Origin of the sequence: Variovorax sp. YR634, assembly GCF_900106655.1 — a bacterium.
In the GTDB taxonomy this organism is placed as follows: Bacteria; Pseudomonadota; Gammaproteobacteria; order Burkholderiales; family Burkholderiaceae_C; genus Variovorax.
Window position 1 is genome coordinate 51004 of record NZ_FNOL01000018.1, and the last position, 16581, is coordinate 67584.

Consider the following 16581-nt stretch of genomic DNA (forward strand, 5'->3'; position numbering starts at 1 on the left):
GAAAGCAGAGTGACAGGCCAGTGAACCGGGCCCGACCTGCGGCACTCTTACGACAGGTTCACGACAGGTGATTCTTTAGTGGTACCGCCGCATCCGCCACCGCCGCCGCATCGGGGTTGCGCCCCGCTTCGAGCAGCTTGCGGCTCATCATGTGATCGACCGGCGCATTCACCGACTCCACGCACACGAGCTGCCCGTCGACGTAATGGAACAGCGAGAACGCATCGGGCTTCGGCCCCGCGCGGCGCACGCTGCTCAGGCCCGGCGTGCCTTCGGCCGGCATCAGGCCGACCATCTGCAGGCGCATGCCGCCCTGGTCGGACCAGAACCACGCGACCGCGTCGTGCGCGCGCGCCGCGCCGGTCAGCGTGGCCACTGCGGTGCGCGCCTGGTCGTTGGCGTTCTGCACCGATTCGAGCCGTAGCACCCGGCCCGCGCGGCGGTCGGGGAAGCGCGTGCAGTCGCCCACCGCGAGCACGTCGGCCGCGCTGGTTTGCATGTGGCCGTCGACCACGATGCCGTCCGCGCATTCGATGCCAGCCGCTTGCGCGAGCGCGGTCTCGGGAACTGCGCCGATGCCGAGCAGCAGCAGGTCGACAGGCTGCTTCACGCCGTTGACCTGCACCGACACCAGCCGGTCGCCTTCGACTTCGAACGCGCCGGTCTGCGCGCCGAGCACGATGTCGATGCCGGCCGCGCGGTGCGTGGCGAGCACGTGCGCCGACAACTCGGGCGACACCGCGCGCCCCAGCAGCCGCGGCGCGCTCTCGATCACCTGCACCGACTTGCCGAGCGCCTTGGCGGTGGCCGCCACTTCGAGCCCGATGAAACCGCCGCCGAGCACCGTCACATGTTCGGCCGCCGCGAGCCGCGTGCGCAGGCGATGCGCTTCGTCGGCCGCGCGCAGGCTCGCGACGTTTTCCAGGCCCGGCTTCAGGTCGGGCATCTGGCGCGCGCGGGTGCCGGTGGCCAGCACCAGTTGCTGCCACGGCAGGATCGCGCCCGAACGCAGAGTGACGGTGTGCGCCTCGCGGTCGATGGCCACGGCGGCATCGCCCAGGTGCAGCGTGATGCCCGCCTCGCGATACCAGTCGGCGGCCTTGTGCGGCTGCGTGGTTTCTTCCGCGCTCTTGAGAAAGGCCTTGGACAGCGGCGGGCGGTGATACGGCTCGCAGGCCTCTTCGCAGACCAGGTGCACGCGCGCGCCCTGCCCTGCTTCGGCAAGGCCGGCGCAGAGCTGGGCCGCGGCATGGCCGCCGCCGATGATGACGATGGAATTCATGAGAGAAGCGTCTTTCGAAATCGTTGTGTGATCGGTCGGTCACTCGCCGCGGTTGCGCATCCAGTCGGCGGTCTTGAAGAAGGAGTCGCGCAGGCGCTCGCGCAAGTCTTCCGGCACGCCCGTCTCGCCCATGGCCTGGTCCATGCAGGCCAGCCACTGGTCGCGCTCCTTGATGCCGATGGTGTGGCCGCCGATGCTCTGCGGCAGGTGGCGCGCCCGCAGCATCGGATGGCCGAAGCGGTCGGTGTAGTGCTGCGGCCCGCCGAGCCAGCCGCACAGGAACCAGAACAGGCGCTGGCGCGCGTTGTCGAGGCTGGTGCCGTGCACTGCGCGCAGCTGCGCATAGGCGGGCTCGAGGTCCATCAGGTCGTAGAAGCGCTCGACCAGCGCCTCTACCTTCGGTTCGCCGCCGATCCAGTCGAACGGCGTGCCGGCGGGCGGCTTTTCTTGAATCTGCATGGGCGGGAGTATCCCTCCAGGCGCTTGCTAGAGCTGCACGAGGCCGGGAATGGCCACGTCGGGGTTCACGTCGGCCTCGTAGTCCACGCCCTCCACCGAGAAGCCGAAGAGGCGCAGGAACTCGGTCTTGTAGCCGGCGAAATCGGTGAGCTCGTCGAGGTTGTCGCCGGTCACCTGCGGCCAGAGCTCCAGCACGCGAGCCTGCACCTGCGGCGCCAGTTCCTTGTAGTCCGCGCGCAGGCGGCCGTCCTCGTCGATGTGCGGTGTGCTGCCGTAGAGGCTTTCGGCAAAGAGCCCGTGCACCTGCTCGATGCAGCCCTCGTGCGTGCCCTGCGCCTTCATCACCTTGAACAGCAGCGACAGGTACAGCGGCATCATCGGAATGGCCGAACTGGCCTGCGTGACGACCGCCTTCAGCACCGACACGCGCGCATCGCCGCCCTTGGCGGCCAGCTGCGCGCGGATGCCCAGCACCTTCTGGTCGAGGTCCTTCTTGGCGGCGCCGATGGAGCCGTTCCAGTAGATGTCGTGCGTGATCTGCTCGCCCAGATAGGTAAAGGCGGTGGTCTTCGCGCCGTCGGCCAGCACGCCGGCCTGCTGCAGCGCGTCGATCCACATCTGCCAGTCTTCACCGCCCATCACGGCCACGGTGTTGTCGATTTCTTCCTGCGTCGCGGGTTCGAGCACCGTTTCCTTCACGGCTCCGCTGTCGGTGTCGAGGCCGCGCAGGTTCACCGACTTGCCGATGGGCTTGAGCACCGAGTTGAAGACCTGCCCGGTCTTCGGGTGCGTGCGTCGCGGCGCGGCCAGGCTGTAGACGACGAGGTCGACCTGGCCGAGGTCGGCGCGGATGGTGTCGATGACCTGCTGCTTCACAGCATCGGAGAAGCCATCGCCGTTGATGCTCTTCGCGTAGTGGCCTTCGGCTGTCGCGGCGCGATGGAAAGCGGCGGTGTTGTACCAGCCGGGCGAGCCGGGCTTGGTTTCGCTGCCCGGGCGTTCGAAGAACACGCCGAGCGTGTCGGCGCCGCTGCCGAAAGCGGCGGTGATGCGCGCGGCCAGGCCGTAGCCGGTCGATGCGCCGATCACCAGCACCTTCTTCGGGCCGCCCGCGATGGGCCCCTGGGCCTTGACGTAGTCGATCTGCTGCCTGACGTTGGCTTCGCAGCCGGTGGGATGGGTCGTGACGCAGATGAAGCCACGTACGCGGGGTTTGATGATCATGAGGATCTCGCTGGATGAGATGCGGGAAGAAAACGGCGGGAGCGCGTTTTTGGCGCCGCGAATTTAACCCAGCCCGTAATAACCGCCTTCAGCTTGTCCATATGCATATGTCGATTGACGATTTAATAATCAGGGGTTTTATTGATATGGTTCGACCCTGAATTTCCTTTAGGAGAGAGACAACCTATGCGCCATACCATGCTCGCCGCGGCCGTCGCCGCTTCCACCTTCCTGCTCGGCACCGTCGCCCACGCCGACCAGCTGGCCGACATCAAGAAAAAGGGCGAACTGGTCGTCGGCGTGCTCGGCACCGACGAGCCCGCGACCTTCGTCGATCCGAAGACGCGTCAGATCGTCGGCTACGAAGTCGACCTGGTGAACGCCATCGCCAAGAAGATCGGCGTGAAGCCGGTGCTCAAGCAGATCGCTGTGGCCGCGCGCATTCCGGAGCTGCAGCAGGGCCACGTTGACCTGGTGGCAGCCGGCCTCACGCACAACAAGGAGCGCGAGGCGCAGATCGACTTCTCTCTCACCACCTTCGTCACCGGCCAGAAGGCCATCGTGAAGAAGGACAGCGGTATCAGCGAAGTGCCGCAGCTCGCGGGCAAGAAGGTGCTGACCATCCGCGGCGGCACGCAGGAGCCCAACATCCGCAAGGCCGTGCCCAACGTCGAGGTCGTGACCTTCGACACGAGCCAGCAGGCCTTCCAGGCGCTGCAGCAGGGCAAGGGCGTGGGCTATGTGGACGACGAGGCCGCACTGCTGCGCAGCTACGCCAAGCTGGGCGCGCAGAAGGCGCAGTACGTGGTGCTCAAGCAGAACCTGAGCACCGAGGCGCTGGCCATCGGCATCAAGAAGGGCGAGACCGGCTTGAAGGCAGTGGTGGACGACACGCTGCGCGAGCTCGAGAAGTCGGGCGAAGCGCAGAAGATCTTCATCAAGTGGTACGGCCCGACGACGGCTTCTGGCTTCCAGACGCGCGACTTCAAGCTCGACTCCGACAAGATCGACTGAGCCCGCGTTTCTCCTTCCCCCGCTGGGGGAAGGCCGGGATGGGGGCACGCGGCCCCGGCCCTTCGCGGCGGTGATACTGTCGCCCCCCATGCCCCTGTTCGACTATTCCTTGCTGCTGACCGGCAAGTACCACGATATGCTCATCGCGGGCCTGCTGCTGTCGCTGCAGCTGCTCGCGGCCGCGCTGGTGCTGGCGCTGCCCATCGCACTGGTGGTGGCGCTCCTGCGGCTGTCGCCCTTCGCGCCGCTGCGCTGGCTCGGCTTTGCGTACGTGGAGTCGATCCGCAACATCCCGCTGCTCGCGCACATGCTGTTCTGGTACTTCGGCGCGCCCGAGCTGCTGCCCGAGGGCATCAAGCAATGGCTCTACGCGGGGCATATCGAGGCCTACAGCGCTGTGATCGCGCTGGCGCTGTACACGGCCGCCTTCATGGCGGAAGACATCCGCAGCGGCATCCGCGCGATTCCTTCGGTGCAGTTCGAAGCCGGCCGCGCAATAGGCTTCAGCTACCTGGCCACCATGCGCCGCGTGGTGCTGCCGCAGGCGCTGCGCGTGACCATTCCGCCGCTCATCTCGCAGACGCTGAGCCTCTGGAAGAACACCTCCATCGCCACCGTGATCGGCGTGGCCGAGCTGATGTATCAGGCGGGCCAGGTCGAGAGCGCGACCTTCCGCAGCTTCGAGTCTTTTGCGTTCGCGAGCGCGGCGTACCTGACGGTGTCGCTGGCCATCACCGGGTTGGCGACCTGGTACCACCACCGTTACCCGGTGCGGACCATCTGAGGGCACCAACGCGATGTTGCAGATCATCAACGACTACTGGGTCTACTTCCTCATCGGGCAGTACCCCAACGGCCCGCTCGGCGGGCTGGTGCTCACGCTGCTGCTGGCCTCCTGCGGGCTGGTGCTCGCACTGCCGCTGGGCATCGTGCTCGGGCTGGCGCGCGTGAGCCCGTGGCGCTGGCTGCGCTGGCCGGTCACGGGCTTCGTGTTCGTGGTGCGCGGGCTGCCGCTGCTGATGGTGATCTTCTGGGCCTACTTCTTCCTGCCCAGCGTCACGGGCGTGAAGACCGACCAGTTCACGACCATGCTGATCGCGCTCGTGGTGTTCGATGCCGCCTACCTCGCCGAGATCGTGCGCGCCGGCATCCAGGGCCTGCCGCGCGGTCAGATGGAAACGGCCCGCGCACTGGGCCTGGGCTATGGCCGAGCGATGCGGCTCGTGGTGCTGCCGCAGGCGCTGCGCAGCATGCTGCCCTCGCTGGTGAACCAGTTCGTCTCGACCATCAAGGAAACCTCGCTGGGCTACATCATCGGGCTGGCCGAGGTGTCGTTCATCGCGACGCAGATCAACACGCAGGTGTTCACCAAGCCCGCGCAGATCTACCTGATATTGGGCGGGACGTATTTCATTCTCTGCTTCGGCCTGTCGCGCTTCGCCTACTGGCTGGAACGCCGGCTCGCGCGCCGCGGCATCTCTACAGCCACCGCCAAGGTGTCCGCATGATCGAACTCGAAAAAGTCAACAAGTGGTACGGCAGCTACCACGCGCTGGTCGACATCAGCGAGACCATCCACAAGGGCGAAGTCGTCGTGGTGTGCGGACCCTCGGGCTCTGGCAAGTCGACGCTGATCCGCACCTTCAACCGGCTGGAGCCGATTCAATCGGGCCGCATCGTCGTCGACGGGCAGGACATCCATGCGCCGGGCCTGGACGTGAACGCCTTCCGCTCGCGCATCGGCTTCGTGTTCCAGCAGTTCAACCTGTTCCCGCATCTCACGGTGTTGCAGAACTGCACGATGGCGCCGATGCAGCTGCGCGGCCTCACGCGCAAGGAGGCCGACGAGCGGGCGATGGCGCTGCTGCACCGCGTGGGCCTGTCGAACAAGGCCAACGCATGGCCGAGCGAACTGTCGGGTGGCCAGCAGCAGCGCGTGGCAATTGCACGCGCGCTCGCGATGCAGCCGCCGCTGATGCTGTTCGACGAGCCCACCAGCGCGCTCGACCCCGAAATGGTCGGCGAGGTACTGCTGGTGATGCGCGACCTGACACGCGACGGCATGACGATGGTCTGCGTGACGCACGAAATGGGCTTCGCTCGCGAGGTGGCCGACCGCGTGCTGTTCATGGACGAAGGCAAGGTGCTGGAGCGCGCCACGCCGGACGACTTCTTCAACCAGCCACAGCATCCGCGTGCGCAGCAGTTCCTGTCCGACATCCGATCGCCTTTCGCGAGAGACGCATGACCGACACCACCCTCCCCCTCATCGACGTCGCGCCGCTCGTGGCCGGCACACCCGGGCGCGACGCCGTCGCCGCGCAGATCGGCGCCGCCTGCCGCGCCCACGGCTTCTTCTACGTGACAGGCCACGGCGTCGATGCGGCGCTGGTGAAGCGGCTCGAAGAGCTGAGCCACCGCTTCTTCGAGCTGCCCGAAGAAACCAAGATGCAGTGGCGCATGGCCCTCGGCGGACGCGCCTGGCGCGGCTTCTTCCCGCTCGGCGGCGAGCTGACCTCGGGCCGGCCCGACTGGAAGGAAGGCCTCTACCTCGGCACCGAACTGCCCGCCACGCACCCACTGGTGCAGGCGAAAACGCCAGTGCACGGGCCAAACCTGTTCCCCGACGTGCCGGGCTTTCGCGAGACCATCCTCGACTACATAGCGGCTGTCACGCAGTTGGGTCACCGGCTGATGGAAGGCATTGCGCTGAGCCTCGGCCTGAGCGCGGGCTACTTCGCCGAACGCTACACGGCCGACCCGCTGATCCTGTTCCGCCTCTTCAACTATCCGACGCAGGCCGTGCCCGAAGGCCTCGACGTGCAGTGGGGCGTGGGCGAGCACACCGACTACGGGCTGCTCACGATCCTGCACCAGGACCAGATCGGCGGCCTCGCGGTGCACACGCCAGGTGGCTGGATCGACGCGCCGCCCGTGGCGGGTTCGTTCGTCTGCAACATCGGCGACATGCTCGACCGCATGACCGGCGGGCTCTACAAATCGACGCCGCACCGGGTGAAGCGCAACACTTCAGGGCACGACCGGCTGTCGTTTCCGCTGTTCTTCGACCCGAACTTCGAGGCGCGCGTGCAGCGCATCGAAGGCCTCGCAGGCGCCGAGGCGCGCGACGACAGCGCCGAGCGCTGGGACCGCGCCAACGTGCACGCCTTCAGCGGGCGCTATGGCGACTACCTGCTCGCGAAGGTGTCGAAGGTGTTCCCGCAGTTGCGCGACGAAGTGCTCTGAACGGCTGGCGAAGGCTCGTCGAGGAAGGCGTCTTCCCAGCGTTCGATCTCGGCATTGGGGTCGGAAATGGGCACGAGCTTGTCGCTGCGGCAATAGAAGGTCCAGCCCTCGAACAGCACGTCGTAGTACGTGCCGGGCAGGTAGCGCTCGCTCGGCGCCTCGTAGGGCGGCGAGACGAGACCACTTCCACGATCCGGCCCACCGCACGCTCCGTGAAGGGCGACGCCAGGCAGCTGTCGACTACATGGCAGAGCGTGCCGATCTTGATCATGAGAGCCTTGCTGCTGCCTCACCGGGAAACCAGCGCGACAGGTGCGGCACCGCTTCGTGCAGCGACTCGAGCACATGGAAGGCCCGCTCGATGATGGATGCGGGCGGGTGCTTGAGGTCGGGCACGACCACGACACGCATGCCCGCCGCGAGCGCCGCCTTGGCGCCGTTCTCGCTGTCCTCGAAGGCGATGCATTCCGCCGGGTCCACGCCCAGCCGTTCGGCCGCGAGCAGGTAGAGCGCCGGATCGGGCTTGGCGCGCGCAACCTCGTCGCCGCCCGCGAAGGCCGAGAAATGGTGCAGCACGCCCAGGCTGCCAAGGCAGGCCTGGATCTGCCCGCTGGTCGATGACGAGGCCACGGCGCAGCGCGTGCCGCGTTCGCGCAGCGCGCTCAGGAATTCGGCCGCGCCGGGCTTGATGGGAAACAGCGGCGCACCGTCAGAGCGCTCCAGCTGCAGGCGCTGGCGGACATGAGCCACGGCGTGGTTGTAGGCATCCGCACCGCCCAGCAGCGACGCGAGGATGTGTTCGGACTCGGTCATGGCCAGCCCGACGACCTGCAGGTACTGGCTGTGCGAAAGCTCGATGTCGAGCGTGCGGGCGGCCTCGATCCAGGCGGCCATGATGGGCCGCTCCGAATCGATCAGCAGCCCGTCCATGTCGAAGATTGCGGCGGCGAACATCGGAGCATCCTAATGAAAAAGGGGCCGAAACGGCCCCTTTTGAAAGAAACGGCGGCAGTTGGCTGCCTTGTGCAAGTCGTCAGTCCCGCGCCAGTGCCCGGTTCAGCCCCAGCGCGCCCAGCGTGGCGATGGCACCCGACAGCAGGTAGATACTGACGTAGGCCAGACCGAAGTGGGCCGACAGGCCGAGGGCAACCAGTGGCGCGAACGCCGCGCCGATCAGCCAGGCCAGGTCGGCCGTGAGTGCCGCGCCAACGTAGCGGTACTTGGGCGCGAAGTTCGAAGTCACGGCGCCAGCCGCCTGGCCGTACGACAAGCCCAGGATCACGAAGCCCAGCAGGATGAAGATGTCCTGCCCGACACGGCCGCCATCGAGCAGCGTGGGGGCGAAACCACTGAAAGCCGCGATCACGGCAGCCAGGCCGCCCAGCGTGAAGCGTCGGCCGATGCGGTCAGCCAGCAGGCCCGAAGCCACGATGCCGGCGGCGCCGAGCACCGCGCCGATCATCTGCACGATCAGGAATTCGGTGACCGACTGGTCGGAATACAGCGTGATCCACGACAGCGGGAACACCGTGATCAGGTGGAACAGCGCGTAGCTGGCCAGCGCGGCGAAGGCACCGATCAGCAGGTTGGCGCCCTGCGAGCGAACCAGTTCGCTCACGCTGGTGGGCTCCAGTTCACGCTCTTCGAGCAGGCGCGAGTATTCGTCGGTGGCCACCAGGCGCAGGCGGGCGAACAGCGCCACCACGTTGATCGCGAAGGCCACGTAGAAGCTGTAGCGCCAGCCCCAGTCGAGGAAGTCTTCGGACGGCAGGCTCGAATACAGGTAAGCGAACAGCGCGCTGGCAATGAAGAAGCCGATGGGCGCACCCAGCTGGCCCAGCATGGCGTACCAGCCGCGGCGGTTGGCCGGGGCATTCAGCGCCAGCAGCGACGGCAGGCCGTCCCAGGAAGCGCCCAGCGCCAGGCCCTGGCCGAAGCGGAACACCGACAGAAGCACGATGGCCGTGAAGCCCAGGCTCGCATAGCCCGGCAGGAAGGCGATGCCAGCGGTGGAGGTGCCCAGCACGAAAAGTGCCGACGTGAGCTTGGCCTCCCGCCCGAATCGTCGCTGGATGACCATCGAGATGACAGTTCCGAATGGACGCGCAATGAAGGCGAAGGAGAAGATCAGGAACGAATAGAGAACGCCCTCGAGGTGCTGCTCGAACGGAAAGAAGACCGCCGGGAACACCAGCACCGAGGCGATGCCGTAGACGAAGAAGTCGAAATATTCGGAGGCGCGGCCGATGATCACGCCGACCGCGATCTCGCCGGGGGCGATGTGCGAGTGGTCGTCGCCCTGCCGGGCGCCGCCGTGCTCGGGCGAGTTCGGCAGCGGCTGTGCGCCTTGCGGACTGATGCTGGACGTCGTCATTGCTTGCTGTAATTCAGGTGTCACGCCGGGGCGCGACACCATAAGACCATGGAGATCCCAGAGCGTCGCACCGAATCACATTTACCGCCATAGGACAAAACGTCCAATAGGCGAAACCCGTCTTCAGGCGTAGATTGTGGGGTCTTTTTGCGTCGCCCCTGCACCTCTTTTCCTTCGGCATGCACATCCTCAAGAACCTTCGCCGATCACTCCTGCTGCTTTCCGCCATGCTCCTGGCGGGCTGCAACACGGTGCTGATGAACCCATCCGGCGACATCGCCAATCAGCAGGGACGCCTCATCGTCGTCTCCACCGTGCTGATGCTGATCATCATCATCCCGGTGATCGCCCTGACCATCTTCTTTGCCTGGCGCTATCGCCAATCCAACAAAGAGGCCACCTACAGCCCCGACTGGGACCACTCGACCCAGCTCGAACTGGCGATCTGGGCGGCGCCGCTGCTCATCATCATCGCGCTCGGCGCCATCACCTGGATCAGCACCCACACGCTCGACCCCTACCAGCCGCTGCGCCGCCTCGACGCCCAGCGCGCGATTCCGGCCGAAACCAAGCCGCTGGTGGTCGAAGTGGTGGCACTCGACTGGAAGTGGCTCTTCATCTACCCCGAGCAAGGCATCGCCACGGTGAACGAGCTGGCCGCCCCGGTGGACCGCCCGATCAGCTTCAAGATCACGGCGTCTTCGGTGATGAACTCGTTCTTCATCCCCGCGCTGGCCGGCCAGATCTACGCCATGCCGGGCATGGAAACCAAGCTGCACGCGGTGATCAACAAGCCGGGCGAGTTCGAAGGCTTCTCCGCCAACTACAGCGGCGCCGGCTTCTCGGGCATGCGCTTCAAGTTCCACGGCCTGAGCAACGGCGACTTCGACCAGTGGATCCAGAAGGTCAAGGCCGGCAAGGACGGCGAACTCACGCGCGATCTCTACAAGAAGCTCGAAGTGCCGAGCGAGCGCGAGCCCGTGCGTCACTACGCCGCCGTGGACCCTGCCCTGTACGACGCCATCCTCAACCTGTGCGTGGACCGCAACAAGATGTGCATGAAGGAAATGATGGCCATCGACGCCGACGGCGGCATGGGCAAGCCCGGCGCCTTCAACGTTGCCACCAAGCAAGCCTGGCAGGTCGATTCACTCGACACGCCCAAGCGCAAGTACGTCACCGCGATGTGCACCACCGAAGAATAAGATGTTGCAGAACCTAGACCTGACGAAGCTCGTCTTCGGCCGCCTCTCATGGGAGGCGATTCCCTTCCACGAACCGATCCTGCTCGCGACCTTTGCGGGCGTGGTGCTGGGCGGCATCGCCGTCCTCGGCGCACTGACCTACTTCAAGCTGTGGGGCATGCTGTGGCGCGACTGGATCACCAGCATCGACCACAAGAAGATCGGCATCATGTACATCATCCTGGGCCTGGTGATGCTGCTGCGCGGCTTCGCCGACGCGCTGATGATGCGGGCCCAGCAGGCGATGGCCTTCGGCGACAACGCCGGCTTCCTTCCGCCGCACCACTACGACCAGGTCTTCACCGCCCACGGCGTGATCATGATCTTCTTCGTGGCGATGCCGCTGGTCACGGGCCTCATGAACTTCGTGGTGCCGCTGCAGATCGGCGCGCGCGACGTGGCCTTCCCGTTCCTGAACAACTTCAGCTTCTGGATGACCACCTTCGGCGCCGGCCTCGTGATGGCGTCGCTGTTCGTCGGTGAATTCGCCAAGACCGGCTGGCTGGCCTACCCGCCGCTGTCGGGCATTCTCTTCAGCCCCGACGTGGGGGTCGACTACTACATATGGTCATTGCAGATAGCGGGGGTGGGCACATTGCTATCCGGCGTGAACCTGCTGGCGACCATCGTGAAGATGCGAGCGCCCGGCATGACGATGATGAAGATGCCCGTGTTCACCTGGACCGCGCTGTGCACCAACGTTCTGATCGTTGCAGCCTTCCCGGTGCTGACCGCCGTGCTGGCCCTGCTGTCGCTCGACCGCTACGTCGGCACCAACTTCTTCACGAACGACCTCGGCGGCAACGCCATGATGTACGTGAACCTGATCTGGATCTGGGGCCACCCCGAGGTGTACATCCTGATCCTGCCGGCCTTCGGCATCTTCTCGGAAGTGGTCTCCACCTTCTCCGGCAAGCGCCTCTTCGGCTACGCCTCGATGGTGTACGCCACGGTCGTGATCACCATCCTGTCGTACCTCGTCTGGCTGCACCACTTCTTCACCATGGGCTCCGGTGCCAGCGTGAACTCGTTCTTCGGCATCACGACGATGATCATCTCGATCCCGACGGGCGCGAAGATCTTCAACTGGCTCTTCACCATGTACCGCGGCCGCATCCGTTTCGAGCTGCCCATGATGTGGACCATCGGCTTCATGATCACCTTCGTGATCGGCGGCATGACCGGCGTGCTGCTGGCCGTTCCCCCGGCCGACTTCGTGCTGCACAACAGCCTGTTCCTGATCGCCCACTTCCACAACGTGATCATCGGCGGCGTGCTGTTCGGCATGCTGGCGGGCATCACCTACTGGTTCCCGAAGGCCTTCGGCTACAAGCTCGACCCGTTCTGGGGCAAGTGCTCGTTCTGGTTCTGGATCGTCGGCTTCTGGTTCGCCTTCATGCCGCTGTACATCCTGGGCCTGATGGGCGTCACCCGCCGCATGAACCACTTCCAGGACATGTCGCTGCAGATCTGGTTCCAGGTTGCCGCCTTCGGCGCCGTGCTGATCGCGCTGGGCATCGCCTCGTTCATCATCCAGCTGGTGGTGAGCTTCATTCGCCGCGAATCGCTGCGCGACACCACGGGCGACCCGTGGAACGGCCGCACGCTCGAATGGTCGACCTCGTCGCCCCCGCCGGCCTACAACTTCGCGTTCACGCCGCGCGTGCATGACAACGACGCCTGGTCCGACATGAAGGCCCGCGGCTACCAGCGTCCGCTGGAAGGCTTCAGCCCGATCCACATGCCCAAGAACACGGCCGCCGGCTTCATCATCGCAGCGCTGGCCGCGGTGGGCGGCTTCGCAATGATCTGGCAGATGTGGCTCGTGGCCGGCATCGGCTTCGTCGCCATGCTCGCCGCAGTGATCATCCACACGTTCAACTACAAGCGCGACTATCACATCCCCACGGAAGAAGTCGTCAGCACCGAAGACGCGCGCACGCGCCTGCTAGCTGCCCATGTCTAACACCACCGCTCTTTCCGCCGGCAGCGCCGGCCAAGCGTCGAACGCGCCCGCGTTCGAGGTCTTCAACGTACGCAACGAAGACCATCACCCCGAGAACGGCACGCTGCTGGGCTTCTGGCTCTACCTGATGAGCGACTGCCTCATCTTCGCGTGCCTGTTCGCGGTGTACGGCGTGCTGGGCCGCAGCTACGCGGCCGGCCCCTCGGGCGCCGACCTGTTCGACCTGCCGCTGGTGGCAATCAACACCTCGCTGCTGCTGCTGTCGTCCATCACGTACGGCTTCGCCGTGCTCGAGATGCAGAAGCGCCGCATGGGCGCCGTGCTGGTCTGGCTGGCCATCACCGGCCTGCTGGGCGCGGGCTTCATCGGCCTGGAGCTGTACGAGTTCGCGCACCTGATCCACGAAGGCGCGGGCCCGCAGCGCAGCGCCTTCCTGTCGTCGTTCTTCGCACTGGTGGGCACCCACGGCCTGCACGTGACCTTCGGCATCGTCTGGCTCATCGTCCTGATGATCCAGCTGCCCAAGCACGGCTTCACCGCCGCCAACCGCCGCCGCCTGATGTGTCTGTCGATGTTCTGGCACTTTCTGGACGTGGTCTGGATCGGCGTCTTCACCTTCGTGTATCTGATGGGATCGCTGCAATGAGCGCGCACACCGAAACCGCCGGCCACGGCGCACATGGCCATGACAGCCACGACGATGGCCCGGTGAGCCACAGCACCTTCAAGGGCTACATGACCGGCTTCGTGCTGGCCGTGATCCTCACCGCCATTCCGTTCTGGCTCGTGATGGCCAAGGTCTTCGACAAGCCCAACACCACCGCCCTCGTCATCCTGGCCTTCGCCGTGGTGCAGATCGTGGTGCACATGGTGTACTTCCTGCACATGGACGCCAAGTCCGAAGGCGGCTGGAACATGCTGGCGCTGATCTTCACGCTCGTGCTCGTGGTCATCACGCTGGCCGGTTCGCTGTGGGTCATGTACCACATGAACACCAACATGATGCCGGCCTCGATGCACGACATGAAGAACATGCCCTGATGGCGGCAGCGGTCCGCCAGCGTTCCACCGCCGCGCGGGTGGCGCTGGCGGTCGGCGCAGCCCTCGCCTTTGCCGGCTTCTTCGCGCTCGGCACCTGGCAGGTCGAGCGCAGGGCCTGGAAGCTCGATCTCATCGCCCGCGTCGAACAGCGCGTGCATGCCCCGGCTGCCGCGGCGCCCGGGCGAACCGAATGGCCCACGGTCAACGCGGCCAACGATGAATATCGGCATGTCCGCCTTGCCGGCACTTTTCTCCACGACAAAGAGACGCTGGTGCAAGCCAGCACCAAGCTCGGCGCCGGCTTCTGGGTGCTGACCCCGCTGCGCAGCGCGGACGGCACCGTGGTGCTCGTCAATCGCGGGTTCGTGCCGCCTGAAGCACGCGAACGCCCGGCCCGCACCGCGCAAGAGCCGCAGGGCGAGACCACCGTGGCCGGCCTGCTGCGCCTCACCGAACCCAAGGGCGGCTTCCTGCGCAAGAACGACGCGGCCGCCGATCGCTGGTTCTCGCGCGACGTGCAGGCCATTGCCGCGGCGCGCGGCCTGAACAATGTCGCGCCCTACTTCGTCGATGCCGAGGCCGCGCCCGCGCAGGCCACAGCCAGCATCGACACCCCCGCATGGCCCGCCGCCGGCCTGACGGTCATCGCCTTTCCCAACAGCCACTTGGTTTACGCCCTGACGTGGTACGGCTTGGCCCTGATGGTGCTGGTCGCGGCCTGGTTCGTACGGCGCAGCGAAAATGCGGCCCATGCCGAAGCCCGCCCCGCCCAAGATGCTCGCCGCGACGACTGACACCGCCGCGGTCGCAGGCGAGCTGCACGCCCCCCGCGCCGGCGTCGCGAGCCTCGACAACGCCACCGGCCACCAGAACATGCAGCAGCTGATCCAGCTGCGCTGGTTCGCCGTGGTCGGGCAGGTCGTCACCATCCTGGTGGTGCACTACGGCTTCGCGATCCGGTTGCCGCTGGACCACATGCTGCAGGTGCTGACCTGCCTTGCGCTCTTCAACATGGTGAGCCTGCTGCGTTCGCGCAGCCACCGGCGCGTGACCAACGGCGAACTGTTCCTCGCGCTGCTGGTCGACGTGGCCACGCTCACGGCGCAGCTCTACCTGAGCGGCGGCGCGACCAACCCCTTCGTGTTTCTGTTCCTGCTGCAGGTGACGCTCGGCGCGGTGCTGCTGAAGCCCTGGTCGACCTGGACCATCGTGGTCATCACCAGCATCTGCTTCGCCGGGCTGGCGCTGTTTTCGCGCCCGCTCGCGCTGCCGCTGGACCACAACCGCGGCCTGTGGAGCCCCTACATCCAGGGCATGCTGGTGTGCTTCGCGCTGAACGCGGCGCTGCTCGTGATCTTCATCACCCGCATCGGCCGCAACCTGCGCGCGCGCGACGCCCGGCTGGCCGACCTGCGCCAGCGCGCCTCGGAAGAAGAACACATCGTGCGCATGGGCCTGCTGGCTTCGGGTGCGGCGCACGAGCTGGGCACGCCGCTGGCCACGCTGGCGGTGATCCTGGGCGACTGGCGCCGGCTGCCGCATTTCAGCTCCGACCCCGAGCTGCTGACTGAGGTGGCCGAGATGGAGCTGCAGATCCAGCGCTGCAAGAGCATCGTGAGCGGCATCCTGCTGTCGGCCGGCGAGGCGCGCGGCGAGTCATCGGAAGAAACCACGGTCAGCACCTTCCTCGACGACCTGATCGAAGAGTGGCGCACCACCCGCCCCGTGGAAGACTTCGAGTACGACAACCGCTTTGGCCGGGACCTGCCCATGGTCTCCGACTCGGCCCTCAAGCAGATGATCTGCAACGTGCTCGACAATGCGCTGGAGGCGTCGCCGCACTGGCTGCGCCTCGAGGCGGCGCACGACGCCGACGCGCTGACGATCACGGTCACGGACGCAGGCCCCGGCTTCCTGCCGGCCATCCTGAAGGAGTTCGGCAAACCCTATCAGTCGAGCAAGGGCCGCCCCGGCGGTGGGCTCGGGCTGTTCCTGGTCGTGAACGTGGCGCGCACTGTCGGCGGCCGCGTCGCGGCGGCCAACCGGCCCGAGGGCGGCGCCATCGTGAAGATCACGCTGCCGCTCGCGGCCATCGTGCTGGAAGAAGAAGAGACGGAAGAGGACGACGAAAAGGTCCTCGACGGCGAGACCATCGAAGTGGAAGGCAATGACCGAAACCGAAGCTGAGCGCCAGTTGCTGATCGTCGAGGACGACGACGCCTTCGCGCGCGCGCTCGGCCGCTCCTTCGAGCGCCGCGGCTATGCCGTGACGCAGGCAGGCAACCTCGCGGAAGTCGACGCCCTGCTGGCCACCGCGTCGCCCGGCTACGCGGTGGTCGACCTGAAGCTCAACGGCGAGGCCTCGGGCCTGGCCGCCGTGCAGATGCTGCACCGGCACAACCCCAAGATGCTGATCGTGGTGCTGACCGGCTTCGCCAGCATCGCCACCGCGGTGGAAGCCATCAAGCTCGGCGCCTGCCACTACCTGGCCAAGCCGTCGAACACCGACGACATCGAGGCCGCCTTCGGCCGCGCCGCCGGCACAACAGAGGTCGAGCTGACCAACCGCTCGACCTCGATCAAGACGCTCGAATGGGAGCGCATCCACGAGACGCTGGCCGAAACCGGCTTCAACATCTCGGAGACCGCGCGCAGGCTCGGCATGCACCGGCGTACGCTGGCGCGCAAGCTGGGCAAGCAGCAGGTCAAGTAGGCAACCACTACATCCCTC

General features: G+C 66.2%; 17 protein-coding genes. 12 read left to right on the top strand and 5 right to left on the bottom strand.

Features of this window, described 5'->3' with window-relative positions:
* Positions 1–58: 58 nt before the first annotated feature.
* From BLV60_RS24930 to fabV, 3 genes are read right to left on the bottom strand one after another with little or no spacing between them, the layout of a single operon-like run.
* Positions 59–1282, bottom strand: a complete 1224-nt coding sequence (locus tag BLV60_RS24930; RefSeq protein ID WP_093057970.1) for an NAD(P)/FAD-dependent oxidoreductase — start codon at positions 1280–1282, stop codon at positions 59–61.
* A gap of 39 nt (positions 1283–1321) precedes the next feature.
* Positions 1322–1741: a group II truncated hemoglobin gene (locus tag BLV60_RS24935; RefSeq protein ID WP_093057971.1), complete on the bottom strand. Its 420-nt coding sequence runs from the start codon at positions 1739–1741 to the stop codon at positions 1322–1324.
* Between the two features lie 27 nt (positions 1742–1768).
* Positions 1769–2965: an enoyl-ACP reductase FabV gene (fabV, locus tag BLV60_RS24940; RefSeq protein ID WP_093057972.1), complete on the bottom strand. Its 1197-nt coding sequence runs from the start codon at positions 2963–2965 to the stop codon at positions 1769–1771.
* Between the two features lie 186 nt (positions 2966–3151).
* Between fabV and BLV60_RS24945 the strand changes: the two genes are divergently transcribed.
* The 5 genes from BLV60_RS24945 to BLV60_RS24965 all read left to right on the top strand — a co-directional run bounded on the left by BLV60_RS24945 (position 3152) and on the right by BLV60_RS24965 (position 7225).
* Positions 3152–3979, top strand: coding sequence for an ABC transporter substrate-binding protein (locus tag BLV60_RS24945; RefSeq protein ID WP_093057973.1), 828 nt, complete (start codon positions 3152–3154; stop codon positions 3977–3979).
* An 88-nt stretch (positions 3980–4067) separates the two neighbouring features.
* Positions 4068–4763 (top strand): amino acid ABC transporter permease, encoded by a 696-nt coding sequence (locus BLV60_RS24950; protein WP_093057974.1) that lies wholly within the window; start codon positions 4068–4070, stop codon positions 4761–4763.
* A 13-nt stretch (positions 4764–4776) separates the two neighbouring features.
* Complete coding sequence (locus BLV60_RS24955) at positions 4777–5487, top strand: amino acid ABC transporter permease (protein ID WP_081265922.1); 711 nt, start codon at positions 4777–4779, stop codon at positions 5485–5487.
* On the top strand, positions 5484–6227 hold the full coding sequence (locus tag BLV60_RS24960; RefSeq protein WP_093057975.1) for an amino acid ABC transporter ATP-binding protein: 744 nt from the start codon (positions 5484–5486) through the stop codon (positions 6225–6227). The genes BLV60_RS24955 and BLV60_RS24960 overlap by 4 nt, the downstream gene beginning before the upstream one ends.
* Positions 6224–7225, top strand: coding sequence for an isopenicillin N synthase family dioxygenase (locus tag BLV60_RS24965; RefSeq protein ID WP_093057976.1), 1002 nt, complete (start codon positions 6224–6226; stop codon positions 7223–7225). The genes BLV60_RS24960 and BLV60_RS24965 overlap by 4 nt, the downstream gene beginning before the upstream one ends.
* Positions 7226–7492: 267 nt before the next feature.
* On the opposite strand, the gene BLV60_RS24975 is transcribed toward BLV60_RS24965, so the two are convergent.
* Both BLV60_RS24975 and BLV60_RS24980 read right to left on the bottom strand, forming a co-directional pair.
* Entirely contained in the window at positions 7493–8179 is a 687-nt protein-coding gene (locus BLV60_RS24975; protein ID WP_093057977.1) for an HAD family hydrolase, read from the bottom strand.
* A 79-nt stretch (positions 8180–8258) separates the two neighbouring features.
* Positions 8259–9599, bottom strand: coding sequence for an MFS transporter (locus tag BLV60_RS24980; RefSeq protein WP_093057978.1), 1341 nt, complete (start codon positions 9597–9599; stop codon positions 8259–8261).
* Positions 9600–9778: 179 nt separating this feature from the next.
* Between BLV60_RS24980 and cyoA the strand changes: the two genes are divergently transcribed.
* Genes cyoA through BLV60_RS25015 form a run of 7 tightly spaced genes read left to right on the top strand, consistent with a single transcriptional unit; the run spans position 9779 to position 16563 of the window.
* The gene (gene cyoA, locus BLV60_RS24985; RefSeq protein ID WP_093057979.1) at positions 9779–10804 is read left to right on the top strand and encodes a ubiquinol oxidase subunit II; all 1026 of its coding nucleotides are present in this window, start codon (positions 9779–9781) and stop codon (positions 10802–10804) included.
* Position 10805: 1 nt separating this feature from the next.
* The gene (gene cyoB, locus BLV60_RS24990; protein WP_093057980.1) at positions 10806–12809 is read left to right on the top strand and encodes a cytochrome o ubiquinol oxidase subunit I; all 2004 of its coding nucleotides are present in this window, start codon (positions 10806–10808) and stop codon (positions 12807–12809) included.
* The gene (gene cyoC / locus BLV60_RS24995) at positions 12802–13455 is read left to right on the top strand and encodes a cytochrome o ubiquinol oxidase subunit III (RefSeq protein WP_093057981.1); all 654 of its coding nucleotides are present in this window, start codon (positions 12802–12804) and stop codon (positions 13453–13455) included. The genes cyoB and cyoC overlap by 8 nt, the downstream gene beginning before the upstream one ends.
* On the top strand, positions 13452–13850 hold the full coding sequence (gene cyoD / locus BLV60_RS25000; RefSeq protein WP_093057982.1) for a cytochrome o ubiquinol oxidase subunit IV: 399 nt from the start codon (positions 13452–13454) through the stop codon (positions 13848–13850). The genes cyoC and cyoD overlap by 4 nt, the downstream gene beginning before the upstream one ends.
* A complete protein-coding gene (locus tag BLV60_RS25005) occupies positions 13850–14644 on the top strand; it encodes an SURF1 family protein (protein WP_093057983.1) in 795 nt (264 codons plus the stop codon). Before cyoD ends, BLV60_RS25005 begins: the two co-directional genes overlap by 1 nt.
* The gene (locus tag BLV60_RS25010) at positions 14601–16037 is read left to right on the top strand and encodes an ATP-binding protein (protein WP_176928923.1); all 1437 of its coding nucleotides are present in this window, start codon (positions 14601–14603) and stop codon (positions 16035–16037) included. Before BLV60_RS25005 ends, BLV60_RS25010 begins: the two co-directional genes overlap by 44 nt.
* The gene (locus tag BLV60_RS25015) at positions 16018–16563 is read left to right on the top strand and encodes a response regulator transcription factor (RefSeq protein WP_093057984.1); all 546 of its coding nucleotides are present in this window, start codon (positions 16018–16020) and stop codon (positions 16561–16563) included. The genes BLV60_RS25010 and BLV60_RS25015 overlap by 20 nt, the downstream gene beginning before the upstream one ends.
* The last annotated feature ends 18 nt before the right edge of the window (positions 16564–16581 follow it).